We start from the raw sequence: 17,072 nt of genomic DNA on the forward strand, positions 1-17,072 counted from the left end.
GATGATTCCAGCATTTTTCCTGCAGGAAATTGAAATAAAAAAAGTAAAACTGTTAAAAAAAGAGAGAAAACTAATTGTAAGTGTATCCTCCAACAATCAAGCAAGTTCTCAAATAAAGAACTTCCGGGATTTTTTGCTTAATAAATTTCCTTTAATTAAAGAAGTAGAAGTCGTAATAGAACAAAAAGAAAAATTTAATAATCTTCAAGACATAGTAGATAATTTTGAAGAAATAATTTTAAAAATAAGCGAAGAATATCCCACTTCTCTTAGTTTTTTAAAAACCTGTGATGTAGTAACAGAAAATCAAAAGATAATAATTAAAGCTCCAAACGAAGTAGTCTATCAATTTATAAAAAGCAATAAAATTGATTTTGTTCTTAAGAAATTTTTAAGTGATAAATATGGGTTTGAAGCAGAAATAAATTTAGTCCTTTTAGAAGAGTTTGAAGATACAATGGAAAAAATAATAATGGAAGAAGATATAAAAAATATTGAAGAAATCGCTAAAAGCGGGCAGAAGCAAGAAACTAGCAAAACAACAGAAAAAATTGAGGATAAAGAAGATTCCCAAGTACTTTTAGGAAAGGAAATAAAAGCTGAAGCGATATCCATTAAAAATATCACTGCAGAAACAGAAGAAGCAATAATAGAAGGTGAAATCTTTTCTCTCGAGTTTAAGGAATTAAAGTCCAAAATTTTAATGACTTTTGATATAACTGATTATACTTCATCAATACTTGTAAAAGCTTTTTTAACTGAGGAAAAGTATAATTATTTAAAAGAGAATATCCAAGTAGGCAGTTTTGTAAAATTAGGAGGGAAAGTTTTCTACGATAAATATGAAGGAGACTTAGTAATAAGTTTAAAAGACCTTCAGCTAACATCTCCAAAAGAAAGAAAGGACTTAAGTGAAGAAAAAAGAGTGGAACTTCACTTACACACGCAAATGAGCAGTATGGATGCAGTAGCCTCTGCAACAGAAGTGATTAAAAGAGCGGCAAAATGGGGACACAAAGCCATTGCTATAACAGACCATGCAGTTGTACAGGCATTTCCAGAAGCAATGGAAGCATCTTCTAAATACGGTGTAAAAGTCATATACGGTGTAGAAGGTTATTTGGTGGATGATGGTGTACCTATTGTAACAGGAGATACAGAAGCTACTTTAGAAGATGAATTTACTGTTTTTGATATAGAGACGACGGGTCTTTCCAATATAAATGATGAAATAATTGAAATTGGTGCAGTAAAAATAAAAGAAGGCAAAATAATAGATACTTTTGAAACTTTTGTTAATCCACAAATCCCTATTTCTTCTTTTATTACAAAACTTACTGGAATTGACGAATCTATGGTTAAAGATGCTCCTTCTATAGAAGAAATATTACCTAAATTTTTAGAGTTTGCTTCTAACAGTGTTTTAGTAGCTCATAATGCAAATTTTGATGTGTCTTTTATAAAATCTAAAGCTAAAAAATTTAATTTAAATGTAAACAATGCGGTTTTAGATACCTTAGAACTAAGTAGGCATTTATATAAAGATTTGAAAAATTACAAACTAGATACACTGTCTGAACACTTGCAGGTAAAATTGGAACATCACCACAGAGCAGTAGACGATGCTAGAGCTACAGCTGAAATATTTATAAAAACTATTGATAGATTAAAAGAATTAGGAGTAAAAAAAGCAAAAGATATAAATGCCATATTAAGAGAAAGTGAAGTTGACATACGAAAACTTCCTGCCTATCATGTTACAATTTTGGTAAAAGATCAAAAAGGACTGAGAAATTTATATGAAATAATTTCTAAGTCTAATTTGGAATATTTCCATAGGACACCTCGGATTCCAAAAAGTTTACTTATTAGTAGGAGAGAAGGCCTTCTCATTGGTTCTGCTTGTGAACAAGGGGAAGTTTTTAGGGCAATTGTATCTAACTTAGAAGAAAAGAAACTAGAGAATATTATTTCTTTTTACGATTATTTAGAAATACAGCCTGTTGGAAATAATGAGTTTTTAATTGAAAAAGGAGAAGTAAAAAGCGTAGAAGAATTAAGAGAAATTAATCGAAAAATTTACCTTTTAGGTAAAGAATACAATAAATTAGTAGTAGCAACAGGAGATGTACACTTTTTAGATCCATGGGATAATATATACAGAAAAATTTTAATGGCAGGAAAAGGATATAAGGATGCAGATAGGCAACCACCTTTGTATTTTAAAACAACTGATGAGATGCTAAAAGAATTTGAATATTTAGGGGAAGAAGTAGCGAAAGAGATTGTAATTGATAATCCTAATAAAATTGCTGACCTTGTAGAAGAAGTAAAACCCATACCAGATGGAACATTCCCTCCCGTGATAGAAGGAGCTGAAGAAGAATTAAGAAGGCTTACTTTAGATAAGGCTCATGAAATATACGGGGACCCTTTGCCGGAAATAGTACAAAATCGCTTAGATAGAGAATTAAATTCTATAATTAACAATGGATATGCAGTCATGTATATTATAGCTCAAAAATTAGTATCTAAGTCTTTAAAAGATGGGTATTTGGTTGGTTCTAGAGGTTCTGTAGGTTCTTCTTTAGTAGCTACTATGAGCGGAATAACAGAAGTAAATCCTTTGCCGCCTCATTATGTTTGCCCAAATTGTAAGTATTCCGAGTTTATAACTGATGGAAGCTATGGTTGTGGTGTGGACATGCCTGATAAGACTTGTCCTCACTGTGGCACTTTGATGAGGAAAGATGGTTTTGATATACCTTTTGAAGTGTTTTTAGGTTTTGAAGGGGATAAAGAACCAGATATAGACCTTAATTTTTCTGGGGAATACCAACCTATTGCTCATAAGTATACAGAAGAACTTTTCGGAAAAGGCCATGTTTTTAGAGCAGGTACTATTGGAACTTTAGCAGATAAAACTGCTTATGGATATGTAAAAAAATATTTTGAAGAACGCAATTTAATAGTTCATAAATCAGAAATCAAAAGACTCACTATAGGTTGTACAGGGGTAAAAAGAACTACAGGGCAACATCCAGGTGGAATAATGGTCGTGCCAAAAGACAAGAGTATTTATGACTTTACTCCAATACAGCATCCTGCTGATGCAGAAGACACCGATGTTATAACAACTCATTTTGACTACCATTCAATAAGCGGAAGGCTTTTAAAACTGGATATTTTAGGGCATGATGACCCTACAGTTATAAGAATGCTGGAGGATTTAACCGGCATTAATGCAAGAGAAATTCCTTTAGATGATAAAAAAACTATGAGTTTATTTACCAGTGTAGAAGCATTGGGAATAGACCCTGAAGAGCTAAATACTCCTGTGGGTACTTTAGGATTACCTGAGTTTGGTACGAAGTTTGTAAGACAAATGCTTATTGACACTCGTCCTACTACTTTTGCAGAACTAGTACGCATAAGTGGACTTTCTCATGGCACTGATGTATGGCTCAACAATGCTCAGGACATAATAAGAGAAGGAATAGCTACATTAAAAGAAGTAATATCTACAAGAGATGACATAATGCTTTATTTGATAAGCAAAGGTATGGACAAAAAATTGTCTTTCAAAATAATGGAAAATGTAAGAAAAGGCAAAGGTGTGACACCAGAAGGAATAGAAGAAATGAAAAAACACGGTGTTCCAAATTGGTTTATTGAGTCTTGCCAAAAAATAAAATATATGTTTCCTAAGGCCCATGCCGTTGCATATGTAATAATGGCATTTCGAATTGCTTATTTTAAAGTTCATTATCCAGAAGCCTTTTATGCTACTTACTTTACTGTTAGAGCAGATGACTTTAATTTAGATATTGTATTAAAAGGGAAAGACAGAATAAAAAATGCTATAAAGGAGATAGAAGCTAAAGGAAATAATGCTAGTCCTAAAGAAAAAAATCTTTTGAGCGTATTAGAAGTAGCTTTAGAGATGTACTTAAGAGGATTTAAGTTTATAAATGTAGATTTATATAAATCTGATGCAGTCAAATTTTTGATTACTGAAAAAGGATTGCTACCACCTCTTAATTCTCTAGAAGGAGTAGGAATACAAGCAGCCAAAACAATTGCACAAGAAAGAGAAAATGGCAAATTTCTATCTATTGAAGATTTTAGAAACAGAACAAAGGTCAGTAAAACAGTTATAGAAATATTAAAACAGCATGGATGTTTAACCGATTTGCCAGAATCTAATCAATTAAGTTTATTTTAGTGTTGCGTTGGTAAAAGGTGTATGCTATAATTGTTATGTCAACATAGATTTTTTGCACAAAGAGTGGGTTTTCCCACTCTTTAGTTTATATAATGAAAAATAAAAGTTTTAGGAGGAGAAGGATATGTCCAAAATAGAACAAATTGCAAAGGATTTAGTAATGCCTATTTTAGAAAAAAATAATTTTGAACTGGTAGATGTAGAATACAAAAAGGAAGGAAGCCACTGGTATTTGAGAGTTTATATAGATAAAGAAGGAGGTATTACTTTAGATGATTGTCAACTGGTTAGCGAGTATTTAAGCGATAGATTAGATGAAGCAGACCCAATAGAACACAGTTATATTTTAGAAGTATCTTCTCCCGGTCTCGATAGACCTCTTAAAAAACCACGCGATTTTGAAAGAAATATAGGAAAAGAAATAGAAATATCCCTATATTCTCCTATTGATAAGAGAAAAAAGTTTGAAGGCGAACTTATAGAGTTTACAGGTGATAAAATAATTATTCTCTATAATGGAGAAAGAAAGGAATTTGATATGAAGAATGTAAGTCTTGTTAAACCAGTAATAAAGTTTTAAAATTAAGGAGGGAGGATAAAATAATGAATACAGAATTCATAGAAGCTTTAAATTCTATCTGTGAGGAAAAAGGCATACCAAAAGATACAATGTTTGAAGCAATAGAAGCTGCTTTAGTTTCTGCCTACAAAAAAAATTATGGTTCTTCGCAAAATGCTAAAATTGTGATGGACAGAGAAACAGGTGATGTAAAAGTTTATGCACAAAAAACAGTAGTAGAAGAGGTCTACAATGACCTCTTAGAAATAAGTTTAGAAGAAGCGAGAAAAATAAATAAAAAATATCAGATAGGAGATATAGTTGATATAGAAGTAACGCCAAAAAATTTTGGCAGGATTGCAGCACAAACCGCAAAACAAGTTGTGATTCAACGGATTAGAGAAGCGGAAAGAAATGTGATTTATGAAGAATTTTTGAGCAAAGAAACAGAAGTAGTAACAGGAATTGTAACCAAGGTAGATAAAAAGAATGTACTCATTAATTTAGGTCGAGTTGAAGCTATATTAAGCCCGGCAGAACAAATTCCAGGGGAAACTTTTGCACCAGGAGACAGAGTTAAAGTGTATATTGTGGAAGTAAAAAAGACTACTAAAGGACCTCAGATTTTAATTTCTCGTTCTCATCCAGGACTTGTAAAAAGATTATTTGAATTGGAATCCCCAGAAATTCAACAAGGAATAGTTGAAATACGGAGCATTGCTCGAGAAGCTGGTTCACGCACAAAAATGGCGGTTTTTAGCAGAGATGGAAATGTAGATCCTGTAGGGGCTTGTGTTGGATATAAAGGTGCGAGGGTACAAGCTGTTGTCAATGAACTAAAAGGAGAAAAAATAGATATAGTCAAATGGAGTTCAAAACCTCAAGAATTTATAATGAACGCTTTAAGCCCAGCAAAAGCGTTAAGTATAGAAATTTTAGATGAGAAAGAAAAAGTGGCAAGAGTAATTGTACCTGATTATCAATTGTCTTTAGCAATTGGAAAAGAAGGTCAAAATGCGAGGCTGGCGGCAAAGCTCACAGGTTGGAAAATAGACATAAAAAGTGAATCAATGGTAAAAAGTTAAGTGAGGTGAAAAGATGAAAACCAAAAAGGTTCCAATGAGAATGTGCTTAGGCTGTCAGCAGATGAAACCGAAAAGGGAATTAATACGCATTGTAAGACGTGCAAAAGATTCAGTTGTACAAGTGGATTTAACAGGTAAAGTGCCGGGGAGAGGTTGCTATATTTGCAAAGATATAAATTGCCTTGAAAAAGCTTTTAAAAATAAAAGGTTAGAAAAAGCGCTAGAAGTACCAATTTCTGATGAAATTTACGAACAACTAAAGAGGGAGATAGAGGATGAAGAATGACAGATTTCATTCTATGCTCGGAATAAGCAAAAAAGCAGGTAAACTTGTCTCTGGCAATTATAGTGTGGATAAATACCTTAAACTTAAGAAAATCTTTTTAGTCGTATTGGCTACTGACGTGTCAAAAAATACTTTTAAAAAATTTGCTACAATGTGTGAACGAAATAAAGTCCCCTACATTGTATATTCCACAAAAGAGTTATTGGCAAAAGCTATAGGAAGAGAAATGGTCGGAGTAATTGGTATTACAGACGAAGGATTAGCAAATGTATTATTGGATGCTGCAAAGGAGGAAAATTATGGAGGTGAATAATATGTCTAAAACAAGAGTTTATGAATTAGCAAAAGAATTAAATTTATCTAGTAAAGACCTTATTTCTAAATTAAATGATTTAGATATAAAAGTAAAAAATCATATGAGCACATTGGAAGATGAAGAAGTAGAATTGATAATGGATTTATTAAGTGATAAACCACAACAAACAGAAGAAGTCGATCAACAAAAGGAAGAAGATATATTTGAGGACAATTTAGAAGACATAGAAGAAGAAAGAGTTTATAAAAAGAGCTTTAAAAAAGGTAATAAAAAAAATAAGAAGAATAACAAAAAAATGGTTTTAACAGAAGAAAAAGAAAAGGACGAAATTAAAATAATCACTATTCCAGAGTTTTTAACTGTAAAAGAGTTAGCAGAAAAAATGAAAGTCAATCCTACAGAAATAATTAAAAAGTTAATTGCTAAAGGAATAATGGTTACAGTAAATCAACAAATTGACTTTGAAAATGCAGCTAAAATTGCTGAAGAATATGGATTTTTAGTAGACAAAGAGGAAGTAAAAAATGAATTAGAAATGTTATTAGAAGAAACGCCCGATGATGAAAAAGATTTGCAACCTCGTCCTCCTATTGTTACTGTAATGGGACATGTGGACCACGGTAAAACTTCTTTATTAGACGCCATCAGAAATACAAATGTCACTATGAAAGAAATGGGAGGAATTACACAGCACATAGGAGCTTCTGTAGTTGAGATAAATGATAAAAAAATTATCTTTTTAGATACACCCGGCCACGAAGCTTTTACTGCTATGAGAGCAAGAGGAGCCAGCATCACAGATATTGTCGTGCTAGTAGTAGCCGCAGATGACGGTGTTATGCCTCAAACTGTAGAAGCAATAAACCACGTGAAAGCCGCCAATGTACCTATGATTGTAGCCATAAACAAAATAGATTTGCCGACTGCAAATCCAGATAGGGTAAAGACAGAGCTAAGTGAGTTAGGTTTAGTGCCAGAAGAATGGGGAGGAAATACAATTTGTGTACCTGTTTCTGCTAAGAAGAATATAGGTATAGATAATCTTTTAGAAATGATTTTGCTGGTTGCTGAAATGGAAGATTTAAAAGCTAATCCAAATAAGCCAGCAAGAGGTACTATAATAGAAGCAAAGCTAGAAAAAGGAAAGGGTCCTGTTGCAACTGTCATTGTGCAAAATGGAACTTTGCAAATAGGAGATGTTATTTTAGCAGGTACTGTTTATGGAAAAGTAAGGGCAATGTTTGACGATAAAGGCAGAAGAATTAAAAAAGCAGGACCTTCTATGCCAGTGGAGGTTTTGGGCTTTTCTGAAGTACCAGAAGCCGGAGATAAACTCATAGTAGTAGAGGACGAGAAAAAAGCAAGAGAATTAGCAGAAAGACGTAAAGAGCTTCAAAAAGAAATGGAACTTAAACGCAAGCAAAAAGTTTCATTAGAGGACTTATTTAGTCAAATACAGGAAGGTAGTGTAAAAGAGTTAAATATTATCATAAAAGCGGATGTTCAAGGTTCAGTAGAAGCACTAAAAAAATCCATTGAAGACTTAAGCAACGAAGAAGTTAGAATAAAGGTGATACACGGAGCAGTAGGCGCAATAACAGAAACGGATGTTATGCTTGCATCAGCTTCTAATGCCATAATAATAGGTTTCAATGTAAGACCAGAAACTAACGCTAAAAATCTCGCAGAAAAAGAAAAGGTAGATATAAAGCTTTATCGAATTATATATGAGGCTATTGAAGATATCAAAGCTGCTATGAAAGGTCTGTTGGAGCCAAAATATAAAGAAGTAGAGCTAGGAAGAGCAGAAGTTAGAGCTGTTTTCAGAGTACCTGGTGTAGGAAATGTAGCTGGATGCTATGTGTTAAGTGGTAAGATTTTAAGGAATGCTGATATACGTGTAGTAAGGGATGGTATTGTAGTTTATGAAGGTAAAATTGCTTCTTTAAAGAGGTTTAAAGACGACGTAAGAGAAGTACAACAAGGATTTGAATGCGGTATAGGTATAGATAGGTTCAATGACATTAAAGAGGGGGATATAATAGAAGCTTACCAAATGGAAGAAATTCCTCGTTGAAAGGATGAGTATAATGCAGTACAGGAATAGTCGACTTTCAGAAGAAATGAAAAGAGAAATAAGTAAAATGATTTTAGAAGAAATTAAAGACCCAAGAATTAAAGCAATGGTTAGTATAACTGACATAGAAGTTACTAAAGATTTGAGATATGCTAAAGTTTATGTAAGTATTTATGGAAGTGAAGAAGATAAACAAGAAACTTTTGAAGGACTAAAAAATGCAGCTGGCTACATCAGACACGAAATTGGAAGAAGAATAAAAATGAGATATACTCCTGAAATTATCTTTGAATTGGATCGATCAATAGAATACGGAGCCTATATTTCTGAAATATTAAAAGAACTAAACAAGCAAGAGGGTGATGGTAATTGATATTAATTGATGCAATAAATCACATAAAAGATGCTAAAAGTGTAATTGTAGTATCTCACATTGCACCCGATGGAGATGCTATAGGCACTGTTACAGGAATGTATAAAGTATTAAAAAAAATGGGAAAAGAAGTAGATGTATTCATAGAAGACGAAATCCCTGAAATGTACAACTTTGTTCCTAATGTAGATAAAATATCAAGACCATTTTATAAAGAGGCAGACGTGGTTTTGATTTTTGACTGTGCTGATGAAGAAAGATTGGGCAGTACCAAAGAACTTTTAAAAACTTCTGCTGTAACTATTAATATTGACCATCACATTTCAAATACTTTGTATGCCAAATTGAATTATGTAGATACTAACGCAGCAGCGACAGCAGAAATAGCCTATCAAATTGTTAAATTGTTAGGAGTAGAATTTGATGAAGAAATAGCTACAAGTCTTTATACAGCGATTTTGACAGATAGTGGTGGATTTATGTACGAATCAACTACTTCTATAACTCATCAAATAGCTGGAGACTTAATAAACAATGGCGCTAAATTTAAAGAAATAGGAGATAAAGTTTTTAATACTCTCAAATTCAACAAAGCAAAACTTTTAGGAAGAGCCTTAAATAGCCTTACATTATATAAAGATGGAAGAGTTGCTTATATGGAAATTTTAAAAAAGGACTTCCAAGAAACAAACACAAACCTTTCACATATAGAAAATATTATCACTTATGCTAGAAATATTGAAGGAGTAGAAGTAGCGGTACTTTTAGTTGAAAAAGAAGAAGAGATAAAAATTAGTTTAAGGTCAAAAGAAAAAATAGATGTAAATAAAATTGCAAATATTTTTGGCGGTGGAGGCCATGTAAGAGCTGCTGGATGTATCATCAAAGGAAATATCCAAGAAGCCAAAGAAAAAATTTTACAGGTAATATTCAAAGAATTAGAGGGATAAAAATTGGAGGGAATGCTCAATATTTTAAAACCCCCTGGTATGACTTCTCACGATGTTGTAGATTTTATTAGGAAAATCTATAATATACGAAAAGTGGGCCATACAGGAACATTAGACCCGGATGCAGCAGGAGTACTGCCTGTTTGTATAGGAAATGCCACTAAATTTGTCTCTTATCTTCTTGAGCAGGATAAAAGATATAGATTTGAAATAACCTTTGGCTTTACTACAGACACTTTGGATAAAAGCGGCAAAATTGTAAAAAGCGGACCTGTAAGGATTCTGAGAGAAGAAGAATTAAGGCAAGTTTTAAATAAATTTAAAAGGAGAATAAAACAAATTCCTCCAATGTATTCTGCAAAGAAAATAAAAGGAAAAAAGTTATACGAATATGCAAGAGAAGGTAAAAGAATTGATATTCCACCTATTGAAGTTACCATATATGATATTGAATTAGTTGAGTATGAACCACCTTATCGAGTATTAATAGATGTGAAATGTTCTAAAGGCACCTATGTGAGAGCTTTAGTAAGAGATATATGTGAAAAATTAAATATGCCGGGATATATGTCTATGTTGATAAGAACAGAGGTTGGTGCTTTTAAAATAGAAGATGCTTATACTCTTGAAGAAATAAGGGAAAAGAAAGTATTATTGCAGCCAATAGATAAGTTTATTGAATTACCTTCTGTACAATTAAACAAAATGGAAGCTGAAAAAATTTTAAAAGGCCAATTTATTCAAAATAGATATCCTATTGAAACTTCACTTTTGAAGTTATATGATAATAATGGTAAATTTCTCGGCATTGGGATTTTAGAGCGAAATAAAATCCGTCCAAAAAGACTTCTTTGAGGGGGAAATGATAATTTGCAGATTGTTGATGAAAGCAATGTATCAAAATACAAAGAGGCCAAAGTAATAGCTTTAGGCAATTTTGATGGAGTTCATATAGGTCACCAGGAATTAATTAAGCAAACAATAGCTCTTTCTAAAGAGAATAACTTAGCGAGTGCTGTTTTCACTTTTAAACAGCATACTTCAAAAATTTTAACCCCTGACAAGCAACCAGAGCTTATAACTACTTATCAAAAAAAGGTAGAAATTTTAAAGCAATTTAACCTTGATTATGGAATATTTTTTGACTTTACTGAAAGTTTTTCTAAATTAACTGCTGAAGATTTTATAAAAAAAATTTTAGTAGAGCTATTAAACATTAAAATAGCAGTGGTGGGACATAATTATAGATTTGGCTACAAAGCTTTAGGGAATGTAAATACATTAAAAAAATATTCCAAAATATATTCATATAAAGTTTATGTTATCCCGCCAGTTATAAGGGAAGGTATTGTAGTAAGCAGCAGCTATATCAGGGAATTAATAAAATCCGGTAAAATTGAGAAAGCCAATGAGTTATTAGGACGTTTTTTCTCCTTGCGAGGAAAAGTGATTCATGGACAAGAAATTGGGCGAAAATTAGGTTTCCCTACTGCTAATCTGCAAATATCAGGGGATTTGGTTTTGCCAAAAGCAGGAGTATATGTAACGCGAGTAAAAATAGAAGACAAATTTTATATAGCTGTCACAAATGTTGGCTCTAAGCCTACTTTTGGTGGCAAAAACATTTCTGTCGAATCTTACATTTTAGATTACAATGAAAATTTATACGGCAAATATTTAGAAGTTGAATTTATAACAAGAATAAGAGATGAAATTAAATTTCAAAATTTAGAAGCCTTAAAAGAACAAGTTTTTAAAGATATTAATTATGCTAAAAACTTCAAAAATATTTTACAACAGAAACATTATGTGATAAAATAAAATAGCGAATTTACCTTATGCTTTGATATCCGTATCTCCAGCGGTATTCTATGCATAAGGCGTATTCTAAAAGATGGAGGTGAAAAAAGTGCTGGACAAAGAAAGAAAGACAGAAATAATCAATAAGTTCAAGCTCCACGATACTGACACAGGTTCTCCAGAAGTTCAAATTGCCCTATTAACTGAGAGAATAAATAACTTAAATGCTCATTTGCAAGTTCATAAAAAAGACCATCATTCAAGAAGAGGTCTTCTTAAAATGGTTGGGCAAAGAAGGGCACTGTTAAATTATTTAATGAAAACAGATATGGAAAGGTATCGTGCCATTATCGAAAAATTAGATTTAAGAAAATAGAGCGAGATACCTCGCTCTATTTTCTATAAAATTTTACGAAAGGAGGATAACATGGAAGAACGAACTTTTGAAATGGAACTAGCCGGGAGAAAGTTGTTAGTCCAGATAGGAAAAGTAGCTCAACAAGCAAATGGAGCAGCTTGGGTAAAATACGGGGATACTGTCGTTCTAGTTACTGCCTGTGCTTCCAAAGAACCCCGAGAAGGAATTGACTTTTTTCCTTTAACTGTTGAGTACGAAGAAAGATTGTACTCTGTCGGTAAAATTCCTGGTGGTTTTATAAAAAGAGAAGGAAAACCTAGTGAAAAGGCAATTCTCTCTGCTCGGTTAATTGACAGACCAATTAGGCCTTTATTTCCCCATGGTTATAGAAATGACGTACAAGTTATAGCTACAGTTTTATCTGTTGATCCTGATGTACAACCAGAAATAGTCGCAATGATTGGTTCTTCGGTTGCTCTTTCAATTTCTGATATTCCTTTTGATGGTCCTACAGGTGCGGTAGCAGTAGGATTAGTCGATGGACAATTTATAATTAATCCTAACCATGAGCAAAGAGAAAAAAGCTTAATGCATTTAGTGGTTTCAGGAACAAAAGATGCTATTGTAATGGTGGAAGCAGGAGCAAAAGAGATTCCTGAAGAAACTATGCTAGATGCTATAATGTATGCTCACGAATATATCAAACAGATTGTAGAGTTTATAGAAGGAATAGTTAAAGAAGTAGGTGTTCCGAAAAGCGAAGTAATTTTACATGAAATAGACAAAGAACTAGAAGAAAAAGTAAGAGCCTATGCAACAGAAAAAATATACAATGCGTTAAGAACAGCAGAAAAGAAAGAGAGAAACGACAACTTAGATAAAGTTGAACAAGAAGTTTTAGAGCACTTTAAAGAAGAATATCCTGATAATCTTGCTGATATAGATGAAGTACTTTACAATATAATGAAAGAACAAATGCGAAAAATGATAACAGAGGAAAGAATAAGAGTAGATGGCAGGGGCCTTGACGACATAAGACCAATATGGTGCGAAGTAGGAGTGCTACCCAGAACTCACGGTTCTGCGATTTTCACAAGAGGACAAACTCAAGTGCTTACAGTAGCAACATTAGGTGCATTAGGAGATATTCAGATTTTAGATGGCATAGGAGATGAAGAAGCAAAAAGATATATGCATCATTACAATTTTCCACCCTACAGTGTTGGAGAAGTAAGGCCTCTAAGAGGTCCTGGTAGGAGGGAAATTGGTCATGGAGCTTTAGCAGAAAGGGCTTTAGAACCGGTGATTCCTTCTGAAGAGGAATTTCCCTATACTATAAGATTAGTGTCAGAAGTTTTAAGTTCCAATGGTTCTACTTCTCAAGCTAGTGTTTGTGGCAGTACTTTAGCTTTAATGGATGCAGGAGTTCCAATAAAAGCTCCAGTCGCAGGAGTTGCTATGGGGCTTATCAAAGAAGGAGATGTAGTTTCTGTACTCACTGATATACAAGGAATTGAAGACTTTTTAGGGGATATGGACTTCAAAGTAGCAGGCACAGAAAAAGGAATCACAGCGATACAAATGGATATAAAAATTCCTGGAATTGACAAAGAAATTTTAAAAATGGCTTTAGAAAAGGCCCGAAGGGGTAGACTATACATTCTCAGCAAAATGTTAGAAGTTATAAAAGAACCGAGAAAACAGTTATCAGTATACGCACCTCGTGTTATAAGAATGGTAGTTGACCCTGAAAAAATTAGAGAAATAATCGGACCTGGCGGCAAAACCATAAGTAAAATTATTGCAGAAACGGGAGTAAAAATTGATATTGAAGAAGACGGCAGGTTATACATTACTGCTTCTGATTTGAGATCTGGCGAAAGAGCTAAGCAAATGATTGAGGCTATAACAAAAGATATAGCAGTAGGAGAAATTTATTTAGGAAAAGTGCTTAGAATAACACCCTTTGGAGCTTTTGTAGAAATTGCTCCTGGTAAAGAAGGACTTGTCCATATTTCTAAGCTATCGAAAAAACGGGTACAAAAAGTAGAAGATGTAGTAAAAGTTGGCGATGACATATTGGTAAAAGTCACAGATATAGATAAACTAGGAAGAATAAGTCTTTCAAGAAAAGACGCATTGCCTGATGAAGAGGAAGAAGAAAGAAACTAAAGGCATAAACCGACCCACGGTTTATGTTTTTTATTTTTTAGTAATATATTCGCCGCCTGTTTGAATAAAATTAAAGTGAGAATATCAACGGGTGGTGTTATAATGAAAATATTTTATATAAAATATCCTAAAAAAAGCTTTTGGATTATTTTTTCCTTAGCAATATTACTGCTCATCTTTTTAATTTACATAATTACACGCAGCGTTTCTGTTTTTAACAGCAATGAACCTATTTATAAAGGAGATACAAAGGAAAAAAAGATTGCCTTTGCTTGCAACGTTGCATGGGGAGATGAGTACATACCAAAAATGTTAGATATTTTTAAAGATAACAATATCCATATTACATTTTTTTTTGAAGGAAAATGGGCAGAAAAAAATCCTGATGTTGTAAAAGATATTTATCAAAAAGGCCATGAAATCGGAAGTCATGGATACACACATGTAAAATATACAAATTTAAGTAGGCAACAATATGAAGAAGATATTAAAAAAAGCGGTGAAATTTTAGAAAAAATTACAGGAACAAAGCCTACCCTTTTTGCACCACCGTATGGTGATTTCAATGATGAAGTAGTAAAAGTAGCAGAACAATTAGGATATAAAGTTATTCTATGGAGTTTGGACACTATAGATTGGAATAATCCAAGTCCTCAAACAATTGTAGATAGAGTTATGACTAAATATCACAATGGTGCTATTGTGTTAATGCACCCTACTCAAAATACCGTGGAAGCATTGCCCCAGATAATAAAACAACTTAAAGAAAAAGGTTATAAAATAACTAAAGTATCGGAGGTAATTGTAGATAACAATTAAATTTGCTATAATAATAATTAAATTTGCAAAGGAGGATAAAATGTACGAACAAAAGATTATTGAAGGAGTAAAAGTTGTAACTTGTAAAATTCCTCAGGCATATTCTGTATACATAGGGATATGGATTAAAGCAGGCTCTATGTACGAACATAAAACTATAAATGGAATATCTCATTTTATAGAACACATGGTTTTTAAAGGTTCTAAGTTAAGAAGCGCAAAGCAAATTGCGGAAGAAACGGATAGTATTGGTGGGCAGTTAAACGGCTTTACTGAAAAAGAAAGTACCTGTTTTTATATAAAAGTCTTAAATACTCACGTAAAACAAGGTCTTGATATACTTTTTGATATGGTATTTAACCCTGCTTTTAAAGAAGAAGACATAGAAAAGGAAAAGCAAGTCATCTTTGAAGAAATATTGACAGAATTAGATTCTCCTGAAGACGTAGCTTACAACCTTTTAGCAAAAACAATATGGAACGGACATCCCTTGTCTTTTCCTGTGCTTGGTACTTTTTCTACTGTTAAGAAGCTAAACAAAGGACAGATTGTAGATTATTATAATTCCCATTATAACAAAGATAACATAGTCATCTCGATAGCTGGAAATTTTGGCGATGATATCTATGAAATACTGCAAAAATATTTATCAAAAATTCAAAAAACTAATGTTATTTCTCAATTAACTTCTCCAATTTGGCATAAAAACAAAGCTTTTTATGAAAAAGATTTTGAACAGGTAAATTTATGTATTGGTTTGCCTGGGATAACTTACGACTTAAGGAAAGTATATGCTTTAGCTATCATTAATAATGCTTTTGGTGGAGGAATGAGTTCAAGACTATTTCAAAAAATAAGAGAAGATAAGGGATTGGTTTACTCGATTTATTCTTATCCTTCTACCTATCACCATGCTGGGGTTTTTTCTATTTTTGCTAGTATGAACGCTAATAATTTTAAGAAGGTATATGACTTAATTTTAAAAGAAATGGAAGAAGTGCATTCAAAAGGCTTAGCAAAAGAAGAGATTGATAAATTTAAAGAACAACTTCGCATAAACGTATTAATGGATTTAGACAGTATAAGCAGTAGAATGAGCACAATAGGAAAATCCATGCTTTTATTTAACAAAGTGTATACTGTAGAGGAAATACTTCAGACAATCGATAACTTGACTTACGAGGAAATAAATGACTTAGCTAAAAAAATTATAAATCCTGCTGACATGAGCATAGCCGTGGTTGGAAAATTAAACAAAAGAGATAAAGGGTGGTTAGAAAATGTCAATAATACTTAAGATTAAAAAAACTGATGATGCTAAAGACTTACCTTTGCCTGCTTATATGAGTGAAGGAGCCGCTGGGATGGATTTATATGCTAATGTTAAAGAGGAAGTCATATTACAGCCAGGTGAAATAAAACTAATTCCAACAGGTATACAAATTGAACTTCCTCCAAATTTTGAGGCCCAAATAAGGCCAAGAAGTGGCCTAGCTTTAAACTATGGAATAACCCTTTTAAATACTCCTGGCACAATTGATTCTGATTACAGAGGAGAAATAAAATTAATAGTCATCAATTTAGGAAAAGAAGCAGTCAAAATCGCAAGGGGACAAAGAATTGCTCAAATGGTAATCAATCAAATAGTAAGACCAACAATAGTAGAGGCAGAAATCCTTTCAGAAACTAAAAGAGATGAAGGAGGATTTGGCCATACCGGTATATAAGGAGGGGTTCTATGCGGTTAAGCGAATTTGGAAATAAAGAAATTGTAAATTTAACGGATGGAAGAAGATGGGGATTAGTAGAAGATTCAGATTTAGTTATTGATGAAGAAACAGGAAGGATTCATTCAATAATAGTATATGAATCAAAAGGTTTATTTAGAGGAAAGACAAACTATATTGAAATAAGTTGGGACTCTATAAGAAAAATTGGTGACGATATGCTTATTGTGGAATTTGAAGAAAAGAAAAGACGGTTTTATTAAAAATATTACTTTTCTTTATCACTTTAATGAAGTATAATAATATAAAATGTGTCAACTTAGAT

General features: G+C 32.7%; 16 protein-coding genes. All 16 read left to right on the forward strand.

Annotation, left to right across the window (positions count from 1 at the left end):
* Position 1 precedes the first annotated feature (1 nt).
* The 16 genes from M663_RS0111925 to M663_RS0112000 all read left to right on the forward strand — a co-directional run bounded on the left by M663_RS0111925 (position 2) and on the right by M663_RS0112000 (position 17,010).
* Positions 2–4,225, forward strand: coding sequence for a PolC-type DNA polymerase III (locus M663_RS0111925; protein WP_029689067.1), 4,224 nt, complete (start codon positions 2–4; stop codon positions 4,223–4,225).
* A gap of 124 nt (positions 4,226–4,349) precedes the next feature.
* Positions 4,350–4,805 (forward strand): ribosome maturation factor RimP, encoded by a 456-nt coding sequence (rimP, locus tag M663_RS0111930; RefSeq protein WP_029689068.1) that lies wholly within the window; start codon positions 4,350–4,352, stop codon positions 4,803–4,805.
* Positions 4,806–4,828: 23 nt separating this feature from the next.
* Positions 4,829–5,869 (forward strand): transcription termination factor NusA, encoded by a 1,041-nt coding sequence (nusA, locus tag M663_RS0111935; RefSeq protein ID WP_029689069.1) that lies wholly within the window; start codon positions 4,829–4,831, stop codon positions 5,867–5,869.
* Positions 5,870–5,882: 13 nt separating this feature from the next.
* Positions 5,883–6,155 (forward strand): YlxR family protein, encoded by a 273-nt coding sequence (locus M663_RS0111940; protein ID WP_029689070.1) that lies wholly within the window; start codon positions 5,883–5,885, stop codon positions 6,153–6,155.
* Positions 6,145–6,468 (forward strand): ribosomal L7Ae/L30e/S12e/Gadd45 family protein, encoded by a 324-nt coding sequence (locus M663_RS0111945; RefSeq protein ID WP_029689071.1) that lies wholly within the window; start codon positions 6,145–6,147, stop codon positions 6,466–6,468. The genes M663_RS0111940 and M663_RS0111945 overlap by 11 nt, the downstream gene beginning before the upstream one ends.
* Complete coding sequence (infB, locus tag M663_RS0111950) at positions 6,455–8,548, forward strand: translation initiation factor IF-2 (protein WP_029689072.1); 2,094 nt, start codon at positions 6,455–6,457, stop codon at positions 8,546–8,548. Before M663_RS0111945 ends, infB begins: the two co-directional genes overlap by 14 nt.
* A gap of 13 nt (positions 8,549–8,561) precedes the next feature.
* Complete coding sequence (gene rbfA, locus M663_RS0111955; RefSeq protein WP_029689073.1) at positions 8,562–8,921, forward strand: 30S ribosome-binding factor RbfA; 360 nt, start codon at positions 8,562–8,564, stop codon at positions 8,919–8,921.
* A complete protein-coding gene (locus M663_RS0111960; RefSeq protein WP_029689074.1) occupies positions 8,918–9,871 on the forward strand; it encodes a bifunctional oligoribonuclease/PAP phosphatase NrnA in 954 nt (317 codons plus the stop codon). Before rbfA ends, M663_RS0111960 begins: the two co-directional genes overlap by 4 nt.
* Positions 9,872–9,883: 12 nt before the next feature.
* Positions 9,884–10,726: a tRNA pseudouridine(55) synthase TruB gene (gene truB, locus M663_RS0111965; RefSeq protein WP_273702718.1), complete on the forward strand. Its 843-nt coding sequence runs from the start codon at positions 9,884–9,886 to the stop codon at positions 10,724–10,726.
* Positions 10,727–10,741: 15 nt separating this feature from the next.
* Entirely contained in the window at positions 10,742–11,692 is a 951-nt protein-coding gene (locus tag M663_RS0111970; protein WP_029689076.1) for a bifunctional riboflavin kinase/FAD synthetase, read from the forward strand.
* Positions 11,693–11,765: 73 nt separating this feature from the next.
* Positions 11,766–12,047: a 30S ribosomal protein S15 gene (gene rpsO / locus M663_RS0111975; protein ID WP_029689077.1), complete on the forward strand. Its 282-nt coding sequence runs from the start codon at positions 11,766–11,768 to the stop codon at positions 12,045–12,047.
* A 51-nt stretch (positions 12,048–12,098) separates the two neighbouring features.
* Positions 12,099–14,201, forward strand: coding sequence for a polyribonucleotide nucleotidyltransferase (locus tag M663_RS0111980; RefSeq protein WP_029689078.1), 2,103 nt, complete (start codon positions 12,099–12,101; stop codon positions 14,199–14,201).
* Positions 14,202–14,303: 102 nt separating this feature from the next.
* A complete protein-coding gene (locus tag M663_RS0111985; RefSeq protein WP_003869128.1) occupies positions 14,304–15,020 on the forward strand; it encodes a polysaccharide deacetylase family protein in 717 nt (238 codons plus the stop codon).
* 40 nt (positions 15,021–15,060) lie between these two features.
* Positions 15,061–16,317: a pitrilysin family protein gene (locus tag M663_RS0111990; RefSeq protein WP_003866761.1), complete on the forward strand. Its 1,257-nt coding sequence runs from the start codon at positions 15,061–15,063 to the stop codon at positions 16,315–16,317.
* The gene (dut, locus tag M663_RS0111995) at positions 16,301–16,747 is read left to right on the forward strand and encodes a dUTP diphosphatase (RefSeq protein WP_003869126.1); all 447 of its coding nucleotides are present in this window, start codon (positions 16,301–16,303) and stop codon (positions 16,745–16,747) included. The genes M663_RS0111990 and dut overlap by 17 nt, the downstream gene beginning before the upstream one ends.
* A gap of 11 nt (positions 16,748–16,758) precedes the next feature.
* Positions 16,759–17,010 carry a YlmC/YmxH family sporulation protein gene (locus M663_RS0112000; RefSeq protein ID WP_003869125.1) on the forward strand — a complete coding sequence of 84 codons (252 nt, stop codon included), beginning with the start codon at positions 16,759–16,761 and terminating at the stop codon, positions 17,008–17,010.
* Positions 17,011–17,072: the final 62 nt, after the last annotated feature.

It is taken from the genome of Thermoanaerobacter sp. A7A, from assembly GCF_000445185.1.
GTDB lineage: Bacteria > Bacillota > Thermoanaerobacteria > Thermoanaerobacterales > Thermoanaerobacteraceae > Thermoanaerobacter.